This window comes from Nocardia farcinica, from assembly GCF_001182745.1.
Taxonomy (GTDB): Bacteria; Actinomycetota; Actinomycetes; order Mycobacteriales; family Mycobacteriaceae; genus Nocardia; species Nocardia farcinica.
The window spans coordinates 934944-947204 of sequence record NZ_LN868939.1 but is presented as its reverse complement, the minus strand read 5'-3'; the positions used below and the strand labels follow the sequence as shown (position 1 = coordinate 947204).

10 protein-coding genes are annotated in these 12261 nt (G+C 72.8%); 6 read left to right on the top strand and 4 right to left on the bottom strand.

The window, feature by feature from the left end:
* Positions 1–4: 4 nt before the first annotated feature.
* Positions 5–877, top strand: coding sequence for a MaoC/PaaZ C-terminal domain-containing protein (locus AMO33_RS21365; protein WP_060594015.1), 873 nt, complete (start codon positions 5–7; stop codon positions 875–877).
* A gap of 48 nt (positions 878–925) precedes the next feature.
* Here the strand turns inward: AMO33_RS21365 and AMO33_RS21360 are convergent, their stop codons facing one another.
* From AMO33_RS21360 to AMO33_RS21350, 3 genes are all read right to left on the bottom strand, one after another.
* Positions 926–1927 (bottom strand): DUF5685 family protein, encoded by a 1002-nt coding sequence (locus tag AMO33_RS21360; RefSeq protein ID WP_228791108.1) that lies wholly within the window; start codon positions 1925–1927, stop codon positions 926–928.
* Between the two features lie 171 nt (positions 1928–2098).
* The gene (locus AMO33_RS21355; protein WP_011211998.1) at positions 2099–2698 is read right to left on the bottom strand and encodes a TetR/AcrR family transcriptional regulator; all 600 of its coding nucleotides are present in this window, start codon (positions 2696–2698) and stop codon (positions 2099–2101) included.
* Positions 2699–2794: 96 nt separating this feature from the next.
* Positions 2795–3961, bottom strand: coding sequence for a glycoside hydrolase family 3 N-terminal domain-containing protein (locus AMO33_RS21350; protein WP_011211999.1), 1167 nt, complete (start codon positions 3959–3961; stop codon positions 2795–2797).
* A gap of 117 nt (positions 3962–4078) precedes the next feature.
* Between AMO33_RS21350 and AMO33_RS21345 the strand changes: the two genes are divergently transcribed.
* The 5 genes from AMO33_RS21345 (at position 4079) to AMO33_RS21335 (ending at position 10813) form a co-directional block, all read left to right on the top strand.
* The gene (locus AMO33_RS21345; RefSeq protein ID WP_060594014.1) at positions 4079–4558 is read left to right on the top strand and encodes a universal stress protein; all 480 of its coding nucleotides are present in this window, start codon (positions 4079–4081) and stop codon (positions 4556–4558) included.
* Between the two features lie 131 nt (positions 4559–4689).
* Entirely contained in the window at positions 4690–4887 is a 198-nt protein-coding gene (locus AMO33_RS31675; protein WP_086840542.1) for a hypothetical protein, read from the top strand.
* A gap of 332 nt (positions 4888–5219) precedes the next feature.
* Complete coding sequence (locus AMO33_RS21340; RefSeq protein WP_060594013.1) at positions 5220–6314, top strand: isochorismate synthase; 1095 nt, start codon at positions 5220–5222, stop codon at positions 6312–6314.
* A 91-nt stretch (positions 6315–6405) separates the two neighbouring features.
* Entirely contained in the window at positions 6406–6576 is a 171-nt protein-coding gene (locus tag AMO33_RS30575) for a DUF2613 domain-containing protein (RefSeq protein WP_011212003.1), read from the top strand.
* A gap of 4 nt (positions 6577–6580) precedes the next feature.
* Complete coding sequence (locus tag AMO33_RS21335) at positions 6581–10813, top strand: alpha-(1->3)-arabinofuranosyltransferase (protein ID WP_179946656.1); 4233 nt, start codon at positions 6581–6583, stop codon at positions 10811–10813.
* 102 nt (positions 10814–10915) lie between these two features.
* Here the strand turns inward: AMO33_RS21335 and AMO33_RS21330 are convergent, their stop codons facing one another.
* Positions 10916–12112: an acyltransferase family protein gene (locus AMO33_RS21330; protein ID WP_076573747.1), complete on the bottom strand. Its 1197-nt coding sequence runs from the start codon at positions 12110–12112 to the stop codon at positions 10916–10918.
* Between the last annotated feature and the right edge of the window lie 149 nt (positions 12113–12261).

Sequence of the window (12261 nt, the reverse complement as noted above, 5' to 3'; positions counted from 1 at the left end):
GCGCATGACGGACAAGACGCAGGTGATCACGCTCACCGAGCCGCCGAAGAACAGCAAGCTCTTCGTGCAGGCGGCCCTGGGCGCGGTGCCGCTGCCGCTGTCGGCGCGCAAGCAGACGCTGCCCGACCGGGTGGTCGAGCTGCGCGGGCTGCGGGTGGATCCCGACCACCTGGCCGACTACTGCCGGGCCACCGGGCTGCGCTTCGGTGACGCGCTGCCACTGACCTATCCGTTCATCCTCAGCTTCCCGCTGGCGATGCGGCTGGTGGTGGCGCGCGACTTCCCGTTCGTGGCGGTGGGCGCGGTGCACGCGCAGAACCTGATCGAGCGGAGCCGGGAGATCTCGGTGAGCGAGCCGCTGGATCTGCGCACCCACATCGAGAATCTGCGCGAGCATCCGCGCGGGCTCCTGGTGGACGCGATCACCGAGGTGAGCGTGGGTCGCGAGCAGGTGTGGCGGCAGGTCACCACCTTCCTGCACCAGCAGCGCACCTCGCTGTCGGGCGGGCCGAAGCCCGAGCCGAAACCGGAGGAGGTGCCCCCGCCGCCGCTGCGCACCATCCGGGTGGATCAGAAGATGATCACCCGGTACGCCCAGGCCTCCGGCGATCACAACCCGATCCACACCTCGGCGTTGGGCGCCAGGGCATTCGGTTTCCCACGGGCGATCGCGCACGGCATGTGGTCGGCGGCCAACGTGCTGAGCAATGTCGAGGGCCGGATTCCGGAGAAGGTGGCCTACTCGGTGAAGTTCGGCAAGCCGATCCTGCTGCCCGCCACCGTGAATGTGTACGCCGATCAGGTCGACGGCGGCTGGGATCTGGCGCTGCGGCACCCGAAGAAGGGGTATCCGCACCTCACCGCGACGCTGCGCTGATATTTCCAAGCGAAACCGCCCCCGGGACAAGCTGCTCCCGGGGGCGGTTCAGCAGTCGCAGCACCCGCACCCGTCGCAGCAGCCGCCCTTGCCGTCGCAGCCGGAGCAGCAATTCGCGCAGTCACAGCAGGAACCGCAGTCGCAGCTCTTGCGCCAGGCCTGTTCCCGTCGGCCGGTGCAGGGATTGGTGTGGTCGGCGCAGCAGGCGTACCCGGTGCAGTACTGGGTGAGGGTGATGCCGATGGCCGCGCCGATGCCCGGCCGGGTGGGGCGATGACGGGTGCCGGCAGCGACGCGGTGCAGCACCGCGTGCAGTGGGTCGAGCAGCATCCAGCGCACCGTGGGGACCTCGGCGAGTTCGGCGGCCGCGAGGGCCCGGCGGATCTGCGCGTCGGACTCCTGGATCAGGGCCTGTGCCTGGGCCACGGAGGTGTCGGAGGCGTCGAGTGGGTTGAACCGGCCGGTCGTGCGGTCGGCGTCGAGATCCTGCACGGCGTCGGCGAGGTGTGCGATGCGGCCGAAATGTGTTCCGGCCGTGCGTAAGTGGTCGGCGTTGTCGGCGCGGCCCGCGAGCACGGCGGTGTGGGCGAAGAACTCTGCGGCGCACAGTTGGGTGGCCGCGGTCAGCTCGGCGAGGTCGGTGGCGGACCGCTCGCGGTCGGTCTGCGCGGCGATCGCCGCGACCAGCGGGTCCACGTCGAAGCCGATCCGCCGTGCCTGGGTGCGCGCCCGCGCCGCCCACGACGCCGACAGCCGGACCATCGGCCGCCCGGTCAGCGGGGCGGCGTCGCCGTCGTCGACCCGGTCGCGCAGCGCGGCCGCACCGAGCAGCAGGGATGCGGTCGCGGCCAGCTGCACACCCGGAGCGTCGGCCGCGGCCACCTCGGCGCGCGCCATCCCCCGCAGCGGGCAGCGGCCCGCCTCGGTCCGGGCCGCGAGCGGCGGCGCCTGCGCCTCGGTGAGCACGCTCAGCAGAATCGCGTCGGTGTTGGTCGCGGCGCGGGCGACCTGTCCGTGCCCGTCCCGCAGCCCCAGACACAATCCGCACATGTGCGCACGCCACTGCGACGCGTCGATGCCGTATCGCGGCGCCGCGTGCGCACACGGCCGCAGCATTCCGAACAATTCCGCCCCCCGTTCCCGCCGGGCGGCATACCGCCCTGTCCGCAGTCGATCGCGCCACATCGTGACAGAGCGGCGAGCACCGCGCAACGCCAGCGGCTACTCGCTCTTCTTGCGGCCCGCCAGACCGCTCCAGGCCAGGTCGTCGAGCAGATCGACGGCCTCGGAGACCTCGATGCGCCCGCCCGCGACGCGATCGGCGATGGCCTCCCCCGCACCGATGACGGCGGCGGCGACGATGTCGAAGTTCGTGCCGGGCTCGGCGTGCTTGGCGCTGGACTCCAGCAGCTTGGCGGTGAGTTCGATGACCCGTTCGCGGGCATTGTCGATCTCGGAGGCGAAGGCCTGCTGGCCGATCGCCTGCCGGTAGAGCACCTGCCAGGAGCGGCGGTTGCGGTCGACGAAGCCCAGGAACGCTTCCAACGCGGTGCGCAGCTGTTCGTGCGGGGACAGCAGCGGGTTGCCCGCGGGCGCGACGGCCTCGATCAACCGGATGCCCTCGCGCTGGATGCAGGCGCGGAACAGCTCGTCCTTGGAGCCGTAGTAGAGATAGAGCATCGGCTTGGAGATCTTCGCCTCGGCGGCGATGGCGTCCATGGAGGTATCGTGGAACCCCTTGCGCGCGAAGACTTCCACCGCGGCGTCGAGCATCTGCTGCTCACGAACCGCCCGGGGAAGTCGTTTCGTTCCGCCCGCCATCCACTCTCCTACCGCAAACCGAGACTCTGATATTACTCCAAGGTAAGTTCGGCCGAGACGGATCCGTGCGCCGTCCGGCCGTGCCGACCCGTGACCTCAACAGGGCAGAACGCCCTTGTAGGCCGCCATGCGCAGCACCGAGGCGTCCACCTGCGCCATCGGCAACCGGCCGCTCGCGACCGCCTGTTCCAGCCGGTCCAGCACCGAGGTGACCGCGTCGGTGGTGATCCACAGGGCGTTGTCGGCGCCGGCGACCAGCGCGGCCTCCACCGCCTCCTCGATGCTCATCCGGGACGTGATCGCGGCCATGCCGCCCAGGTCGTCGGTGAAGATCGGACCCTGGAACGGCGCGGCGCCGTAGCCGGTGCCCTGGCGCAACAGGGTCATCACCTGCGGGCTGATACTCGCAGGCACGTCCGGGGTGGTGAGGCCGGGCACGTCGAGGTGGCCGACCATCACCGCCGCGCCGGAGCCGATCAGCTCGCGGTAGGGCACCAGGTCGACGGCCTGGAGCTGCTCGAACGGCGGCGTGCGCACCGCGCCGGTGTGCGAATCGCCGGAACCGGAGCCGTGGCCGGGGAAGTGTTTCATCACCGTGCCGACGCCGACCTCGCGCATGGCGCGGATGTAGGCCTCGGCGTAGCGGGTGACCACCGCGGGATCGTCGGAGAAGGAGCGGTCGCCGATCACCGAGTCGTCGGGCTGGGCGCTGACGTCGACGTCGGGGGCGAAGTTCACCGTGATGCCGAGGTCCTTCAGCGCCCGGCCGCGGGTCAGGGTGGCCTGGTAGAACTCCTCCGGCGTCATGGTCTGCGCGGTGTCGCGGGCCGAGGGGGCGGCGCCGACGAGGTCACGGGCGCGCGAGACGCGGCCGCCCTCCTCGTCGATCGTCACCATCACCGGTACCCGCGCGGCGGCCTGCACCTGCGGGAGCTGCCCGTCCGCCAGCAGCGACGGATCGGTCCAGCTGCCGACGAAGATGCCGCCGATCTGCTCGCGGTTCACCACGTCGAGCGCGTCGGCGGTGCCGGTGATGCCCACGGTGAGCAGCTGCGCCAGCTTCTGCCGGGTGGTGAGCGAGCCGAGGAACTCCGCGCCGCAGTCGCGGGCGACCGGCGTGCCGGTGCCGGTGGACGGCTCGGTGGCCGAGGTCGACGCGGCAGGCTGGGCCGTCGACGTCGAGGTGGCGGTGGTGCCGCCGCCCGAGCAGGCGGTGGCGATCGCCGCGCACAGTGCGAGCAGGACCAGAGGCGTCTTCCGCATGGGATTCCACGGTAGTCGCGCCCGGCGCGTCGCCGCCAACGCCCGCGCGTCGACCGGCCGGTAGCCACGCCCGCGGGAGTAACCTGACAGCACGAGACTCCCGGCAGGAGGTCGGACGTGCCCTGCGATCTGATGCTCATCGCCTACGACGGCTCCGAGAACGCCAAACGCGCCATCGAATACGCCGGCCGCTTCCTCTCCGCGCAGCGCGCCGTGGTGCTCACCGCCTGGGAGCCGATGGTGCGGCAGGCCGCGCGGCTCTCCGGGCTCTCGGGGGTGATGCAACCGGACTGGGTGCCCGACGAAGAACTCGAGGACGTCGCCTACGTCGACGCCCGCACCATCAACACCGAGGGCGTGCGCCTGGCGAAACTGGCCGGGCTCAACGCCGAGGCGCGCACCGTCGAATGCACCACCACCATCTGGAACGCCATCGTGGAATGCGCCGACGAACTCGACGTCGACCTCATCGTCGCGGGCACCCGAGGGGCCACCGGCATCCGCGCCCTGTTGCACAGCAGCGTCGCCGACGCGGTGCTCAAGCACTGCCATCGGCCCGTGCTGATGGTGCCGCCGGGGAAGGAACCCGCGCGCTGAACGCTCTCGAGTGTCGTGGCAGGAACTGCGATCGGTCAGGAATGGAGAAGCGTGGACCGCGCTCACGGTCCTAGCGTTCCGGTATGTGTATGAGGAGTTACGCGCTCGCCCTGACACACGGAAACCCGGCGATGCCAGGGTCCGTCGCCGACCGGGCGGGTGTGGCAGTGCCGTCCCCGGAGATCGCGGTGGTCGAGAAGCGCGAGATCGTCACCGAACCGGTGGCCGACGCGACGCCCGAGCCCATCGGAGCGTCGGTGGTCCTCGCGAGACACGAGCCCGTCGTGGTGTCGGCCGAACCCGCCGTGCCCGAATCCACCCGGGTGTAGACACCTTCACCCGTAGTCGGGGCCGTTCGGACCGGGACAACCTCCTGATCACGGCCGGGGCCGACGACGGCCCGCCGGGCAAGGCGCTCGGACCGGTCCGTGCCGTCGCCCCCGCGCGGCGCATCAGCGCGAACCACCGGTGCTGCAAGGGCCTCGGCGCCCGCTCGAACCACCGCACCCCGGGTGCTCCGGCGGCGGCGACGTGCGCGACGTCGAGCGCGGCCCCGCACAGGCACGCCAATCGCGAGTTGCCGTGCGGATGCCCGGGGCCGGTGGTGGTGTCGGACACGAGCCCGACAGTTCCGGCGTCGACCGGGCTATGGTCGGGAATCATGAACGGTTTCCTGCTGGCCCGGCCCGATGGTGTGCTGCGCGCGTCGGGCGTGCGCGCCGCGTTCGACGCGGTGAACGACGCGCGCGCCGCGCTGCGGACGGGTGCCGCCGCGATCGTGGTGGGGGCGTTGCCGTTCGATCCGGCGCGGCCCGCGGCCCTGGTCGCGCCCGCGGAGCAGGTGCACACCGCCGGTCCGTGGCGGCCCGCCGCGTTGCCGCCGCTGCAGCGGGTGCAGGTCGTCAGCGAATTCCCCAGTGCCGGTGAGCATCTGGCGCGGGTGGCGAAACTCGTGGAGCAGCTGGACGATCCCGACACCGAGTTGCGCAAGGTGGTGGCGGCGCGCTCGGTGCTCGCCGAGGCCGACGGCGTGCTGGAACCGGAGACGGTGGCCGCGCAGCTGGCCGCCCGGCATCCCGGCGCGAGCGTGTTCGCGGTCGACCTCACCGCTGCCGGACGCACCGGGGCGACCCTGATCGGGGCCTCGCCGGAGCTGCTGGTGGCCAGGCAGGGACGCACGGTGACGCTGCACCCGCTCGCGGGCACGGCGCCGCGCCGCGCCGACCCGGACGCGGACGCGGCGCAGGCCGCGGAGTTGCTGGACAGCGCGAAGAACCGCGAGGAGCACTCCTACGTCATCGAGTGGATCCGCGACGTGCTCACCCCGCTGTGCACGGAACTGCGCATCCCCGAGGGTCCGCGGCTGGTGGAGACCCACGACGTGTGGCATCTGGCCACGCCCATCGTCGGCACCCTGCGCGAGCCCGCCCCGACCGCGCTGGATCTGGCGGTGTTGCTGCACCCGACGCCCGCGGTGTGCGGGACGCCGACCGCGGCGGCGCTGGAGACGATCACCCGGGTCGAGGGCGACCGCGGGTTCTACGGCGGTGCGGTCGGCTGGTGCGACGCCGACGGCGACGGCACCTGGGTGGTGGCCATCCGGTGCGCCGAACTCGCCGCCGACGGGCGCTCGCTGCGCGCCTACGCCGGTGGCGGGATCGTCGCGGCCTCGCAGCCGCAGGCCGAACTGGACGAGACCACCGCCAAACTGCGCACTTTCCTCGGTGGGCTGGACTGCGCGGTGCCCACGCACTGAAAGACCGCATCCTCACCTTCCGCACCTGTGACGGGTGCCATGCGGTAGGTTGACCCGGAATGTGCCTGCCACGATGTATTGGAGTGCCGCGATGAAGTTTGCTGTCCCTGGTGTTGCGAGTGCGGTTGCCGGCGCCGTGCTGGGCGTGATCGCGGTCTTCGCCATCACGGCGGCGGTGCAGCAGAACTCGCGCCCCGAGATCGACCGCAGTGGCGACGCCGATTCCTCGCTGCTCAACAGCGTTGAATACGGCAGCCGCTGATCCGCTGACCTCCGCTTCATCCGCCGACTCGCTCGGCACCTCGGGCGCGGACCGGGCCAGGCCCGAGTCCGCGCCACTCGGGAGACGATGGTTCGCAGGCACCGTGGTCGCGGCGTTCCTGCTCACCTTCCTGCAGGCGCCCGGTCTCACGGTCGCCGACACCAAGTACGACCTGGCCCAGAATCCGCTGGGCTTTCTCGACCGCGCCGCGCACCTGTGGAGCAGCCAGGCCCCGATGGGTCAGGTGCAGAACCAGGCCTACGGGTACTTCTTCCCGCACGGCGCGTTCTTCTCCGCCGGTGATCTGCTCGGCCTGCCCGCCTGGGTGACCCAGCGCATCTGGTGGGCGCTGCTGCTGCTCGCCGGATTCTGGGGCATCGTGCGGCTGTGCGAGACGCTCGGCATCGGCACCCGGGGGTCGCGGATCGTGGCGGCGGTCGCGTTCACCCTGTCCCCGCGCGTGCTCACCACGCTGGGGTCGATCTCCTCGGAGACGTTGCCGATGGTGCTGGCGCCGTGGGTGCTGATCGCGCCCGCCGCGCTGGGCAACGCCTACCGCCGACGCCGCCGGGGCGGCGCCGAGTCGCCCGCGGGCAGTGCGCTGGCGTTGGCGTTGATGGGCGCGGTCAACGCGGTGGCCACCGTCGCGGCCTTCCTGCCCGCGCTGCTGTGGTGGGCCTCCTACCGCCCGAATCGGCGCTGGTGGCGGTTCACCGCCGCGTGGGTGCCGCTGCTGGTGCTGGCGACGCTGTGGTGGGTGGTGCCGCTGCTGTTGCTCGGGCGCGTCAGCCCGCCGTTCCTGGACTACATCGAGTCCTCCGGTGTCACCACGCAGTGGGCGTCGCTGGCGGAGGTGCTGCGCGGCACCGACAGCTGGACGCCGTTCGTCTCCCCCGAACGCATCGCGGGCGCGGTGCTGGTCACCCAGCCGGCGGCGGTGTTGGCGACCGGGCTGATCGCGGCCGCGGGCATGGCCGGGCTGGCGATGCGCTCGATGCCGCACCGGGGGCGGCTGAGCCTGATCCTGCTCGTGGGGCTGGTGGGCATCTGCGCGGGCTTCGTCGGCGAGCTGAGCGGGCCGTTCGCCGAATCGGTCCGGGTGTTCCTCGATTCCACCGGCGCGCCGCTGCGCAACGTCCACAAGCTCGAACCCCTCATCCGCATCCCGCTGGTGCTCGGCCTGGCCCACCTGCTGACCCGGGTGCCGTTGCCCGCCTCGGCCCCGATGCCGCGGGTCTTCGGCGCGTTCGCCCACCCCGAACGCGACAAGCTGGTCGCGGTGGCCGCGCTCGTGCTGACCGCGCTCGCGCTGTCGACCTCGCTGGCGTGGACCGGCAAGCTCGCCCCGCGCGGCGCCTACGACGAGGTGCCCGCCTACTGGCACGAGACCGCGGACTGGCTGGCCGCCCATGCCGCCGACACCCGCGCGCTCGTGGTGCCCGGTGCGCCGTTCGGCAGCCAGGTGTGGGGCCTCACGCGCGACGAACCGTTGCAGGCGCTCGCGCGCACCCCCTGGGCGGTGCGTGACGCGGTGCCGCTCAATCCCCCCGGCACCATCCGCGCGATGGACTCGGTGCAGCGGCTCATCGCCGACGGCCGCCCCTCGGCCGGGCTGGCCGCCACGCTCGCCGGACAGGGCATCGGCGTGCTGGTGTTGCGCAACGACCTCGACCCGGAGACCTCGCGCTCGACCCGGCCGCTGCTCGCGCACCAGGCGATCGAGGGCTCACCCGGACTGACCAAGGTCGCCGAATTCGGTGCGCCCGTGGAGAACCTGGCCGTCGCCGAGGATCTGGTCGTCGACGGAGACCTGCGCCCCACCTACCCCGCCGTGGAGATCTACCGGGTGCAGGCGCCGCGCTCCCCCGCCCTCGCCCCGGCCGAGGTGGTTGCGGGCACCGGCGCGCCGGAGACCTTCCCCGGCGCCTACACCGTGCCGCTGGACGCGGTCCCGGTCGTGCAGGGCGGACCCGAGGTGCTGGAACGGCTGCGCCGCGACGGCAGTCCGGCCGGGCCCGCGCTGCTGGCCGCCGACGCCGCCCGCGCCGGGATTCCGGTCGGGCCGGTCACCGTGACCGACACCCCGATGGACCGGGAAGCCGATTTCGGCCGCGTGGACAACCACAACTCCGCGCTGCGCGCCCCCGACGACGCCCGCCGCACCCACAACCTGGTCCCCGACTACCCGGTGCCCGGCGCCGAACCGGTCCGCGGCGAATGGAGCGGCGCCACCGTCACCGCCTCCAGCTCGGCCGCCGACGCCACCCAGCTCGGCGGCGCCGCGCCGGGCAGTTCGACCGCGGCCGCCGTGGACGGCGACCCGGCCACGGCGTGGATCAGCAACGGCACCGAGATCGCGATCGGCCAGTGGCTGCGGCTGGATCTCGACAAGCCGGTGACCAACGGCCTGCTGCGGTTGACCACCAGCGCGGCCGCGATCGGCGACCCTGTCAAGTGGGTGGAGGTGCGCACCGCCAACGGCAGCGTGTCCGCGCGGATCACCGAACCCGGTGCGCCGGTCTCGCTGTCGCTGCCCGCCGGACGCACCGAATGGCTCACCATCACCGCCATCCGCACCGAAGGCGGCACCGGCGGAGGGCAGTTCGGCATCAGCGAACTCTCCCTCGACGACTACAGCGTGCGCGACGCGCCCGTGCCGGTACAGATCCGTCACCACACCGTGCTGCCGCCCACCCCGGCCGGCGGCACGGTGCTCGGCTGGGACCTCGGCCAGGAATTCCCCGGCCGCAACGGCTGTTTCGACGCCCCGGACCGGGTGCGCTGCAGCAAGGGCCTGGCGCTCTCGCCGGAGGAGCCGGGCGCCTTCGACCGGATGCTCGCGGTGCCGGAACCGATGACGGTGACGCCCGAGCTGACGGTGCGCACCCGGCAGGGCCCCGCGCTGGAGGCCCTGCTCACCGAGCCGGGGCGGCCGGTCGCACGCGGTCAGGCCGACGTCGGCGACCTGCGCGGCTCGGCGTTCGCGGCCACCGACGGCGACCCGCGCACCACCTGGACCGCGCCGGAGGACACCGTCCGCGAGGCCACCGGCCCGAAACCCACGCTCACCATCGAGCTGCCCGAACCCGCACTGGTCACCGGCCTGGACATCACCACCTCGCTCGGCGGGCTGCCCGCCCAGCCGACCGCGGTGTCGGTGAACCTCGGCAACGGCCCGCAGGTCCGCACCCTCGACGAGGACCGTGAGCCGGGCGTCCCCGCGCGCGTCGACCTGCACCCCACCGTGACCGACCGCATCGAACTGAGCATCCAGAGCTGGCGGCCGGTGCTGGACCGCACCGCCCTCGGCTTCGCGCAGACCCAGCCGCCCGGACTCGCCGAGATCGAGGTGCTCGGGCCGGATCACCCGCCCGCCGAAGGACCCGACCGGGTCGTGACGGTGCCGTGCGAGAGCGGCCCCACGGTGGCGCTCGGTGGCCGGGTGCTGCGGACCACCGTGACCGCGACCGTGGCCGAATTGCGGTCGGGCGCACCGGTGGCGGCGCGGCCGTGCGCGGAAGCGGATGCGTTCGGCGAGGTTTCGACCAGCCTGCCGGTGCCCGCGGGTACCGCGGAGGTGACCGTGGCGCCGGGCGAGTTGTTCAGCGTCGACCGGCTGCGGTTGACGCGCACCGAACCACTGCCCGCGCGCGAGAACCCCGACCGCACACGGCTTCTGGTGCTGCCGTTGAGCACCAACGTCGGCTGGGAGGCGCGCACCGCCGACGGGCGTGCGCTGGAACCGGTGGTCGTCGACGGATGGCAGCAGGGGTGGTTGATGCCCGCCGATGCCACCGGGCCGGTGACGGTCTCGTTCCCGGTCGACCGGTGGTACCGGTGGGGCATATTCGGCGGTCTGCTGTTGCTGATTCCGTTGGCGGCGTCGGCGATTCCCCGCCGTCGTGCCGCGGCCGAACACGACCCCGCACCGCGGCCGTGGTCGGGTCGGGCGGTCGCGGTCGTCGCGCTGACCGCGGCCGCGGGCGTCATCGCGGGCGTGACCGGTGCGGCGCTGACCGTCGCCGGACTGCTCGCCGCCCGCTTCGCCGGTGCGCGCCGCATCCCCGCCCCGGCCGCGATCGCGGGCATCGGGACCGCGGTGTCGGCGGCAGCGCTCTCGACCGGGCCGTGGCGGTCGCCGGACGGGTACATGGGTGGCTCGTTGTGGGTGCAGCTGCCGGCGTTGATCGCGGTGATCGCCGTGGGACTCGCGGCGTTGCCCCCGCGACGGCGGTGAGCGGCGCGACAGCGGGGGTACCGGACGAGAATTCGTCGTGGTGCCGACCGGGGCAGGAAGCGCCAACGGCCGCCGGCCGCCTCCGCGCGGGCCGCGGGTCGGTCAGGGGGCGCCGACCGCGGCGGGGTCGGGCGAGGCAGCCGTTTGCGCGGCGGGTTCGCGGTGCTCGCCGCGGTCGCGCGCCCGCCGGTCCATGCGGCGGGCCAGTTGCCGGGCGGGTTCCTCGACCAGCGCGTAGCTCGCGGCGGCGACGGGCAGGGTCAGGGCGACGGTGAGGACGAGCACCCAGACGAAATCGCCCGCGAACGGCAGGATGCCGAAGACCGGGAACACGATCGACAGCACCGCCAGATGCCACAGGAAGATGCCGTAGGACCAGCGGCCGATGGTCGCGGCCGGCGGTGATTCGAGCCAGCGATGCGGACGGTCGCCGAGCACCAGCGGGGCGATCAGGCACCCGCCGATCACCGCCCCCAGCCCCATCTTCACCGCGTACTGCCACGGTTCGGCGCGGGTCAGCCCGGCGGGCCCGGCCAGGTCGGTGGCCGCGAGCAGGAAGGCGACCAGCGCCAGGGGCCACATCAGCGCCCGGCTGCCGCCCCAGCGCCGCACCCGCGAACCGGCCGGGGATTGATCGGCCAGTTCTGCCAGCAGCATGCCGCCGGCGAACCACGGCAGGTAACCGGGCAGCCAGTTGTCGGCGTGGATGGCGTCGGGGGTGGGAATCGGCAGGAAGTTCCAGCCCAGGCTGAGCACGCCCAGCGCCAGCACCGCGGGTACCCGCCACCGGGCGGCCGGACCGCGCAACCGGACCAGTGCCAGCGCCAGCAGCGGCAGCACCAGATAGAAGGCCACCTCCACCGACAGGCTCCACATCTGGGTCAGCCCGTCGGTCAGTGTCAAGGGGACGAACACCTGGAGCAGCGCGAGATTCGACAGCCACACCCGCGCGCCCGCGGTGTCGGCGGCGTTGGGCAACAGCAGCAGCACCGCGCACACCACCACCCAGTAGGCGGGCAGGATGCGCGCCGCGCGGTGACGCAGGTAGTAGCCGGTCGACGGGGCCCGCCCCAGCCCGCGAGCCGCGGCCGCGTGCGGGCGCCACAACAGGAAACCGGAGAGCGCGAAGAACACCGCCACCGCCATGTCGAACCGGCCCCAGATGCGGCCGAGCACCGGCGTTCCCCCGGCACCGGTCTGGAACGCCACGTGGGTGAGCACCACACCGAGCGCCGCCAGCCCGCGCATGCCTTCGAGGGCGGGGAGGAAACGGCGCGTGGCCGCAGGGGTGATCGTCATCGGGCTCCAGTGTGGCCGTCCGAGCATGCGGGTTGAGAACCGGGGGTTTCAGTTTTCGCGCTAGACTCGGGCGATTTCCGGCCGGATTCGGCCTCGGCACCGCATCGTACGCGATCGGACTGTTAGTGTCGGGGCTCACGAGTGTCGCT

Excerpts from the sequence above, each read along its gene's own strand:
- AMO33_RS21365 (WP_060594015.1), top strand. The coding sequence starts at position 5 with ATGACGGACAAGACGCAGGTGATCACGCTCACCGAGCCGCCGAAGAAC.
- AMO33_RS21360 (WP_228791108.1), bottom strand. The coding sequence starts at position 1,927 with ATGTGCGGATTGTGTCTGGGGCTGCGGGACGGGCACGGACAGGTCGCC.
- AMO33_RS21355 (WP_011211998.1), bottom strand. The coding sequence starts at position 2,698 with ATGGCGGGCGGAACGAAACGACTTCCCCGGGCGGTTCGTGAGCAGCAG.
- AMO33_RS21350 (WP_011211999.1), bottom strand. The coding sequence starts at position 3,961 with ATGCGGAAGACGCCTCTGGTCCTGCTCGCACTGTGCGCGGCGATCGCC.
- AMO33_RS31675 (WP_086840542.1), top strand. The coding sequence starts at position 4,690 with ATGCCAGGGTCCGTCGCCGACCGGGCGGGTGTGGCAGTGCCGTCCCCG.
- AMO33_RS21340 (WP_060594013.1), top strand. The coding sequence starts at position 5,220 with ATGAACGGTTTCCTGCTGGCCCGGCCCGATGGTGTGCTGCGCGCGTCG.
- AMO33_RS30575 (WP_011212003.1), top strand. The coding sequence starts at position 6,406 with ATGAAGTTTGCTGTCCCTGGTGTTGCGAGTGCGGTTGCCGGCGCCGTG.
- AMO33_RS21330 (WP_076573747.1), bottom strand. The coding sequence starts at position 12,112 with ATGACGATCACCCCTGCGGCCACGCGCCGTTTCCTCCCCGCCCTCGAA.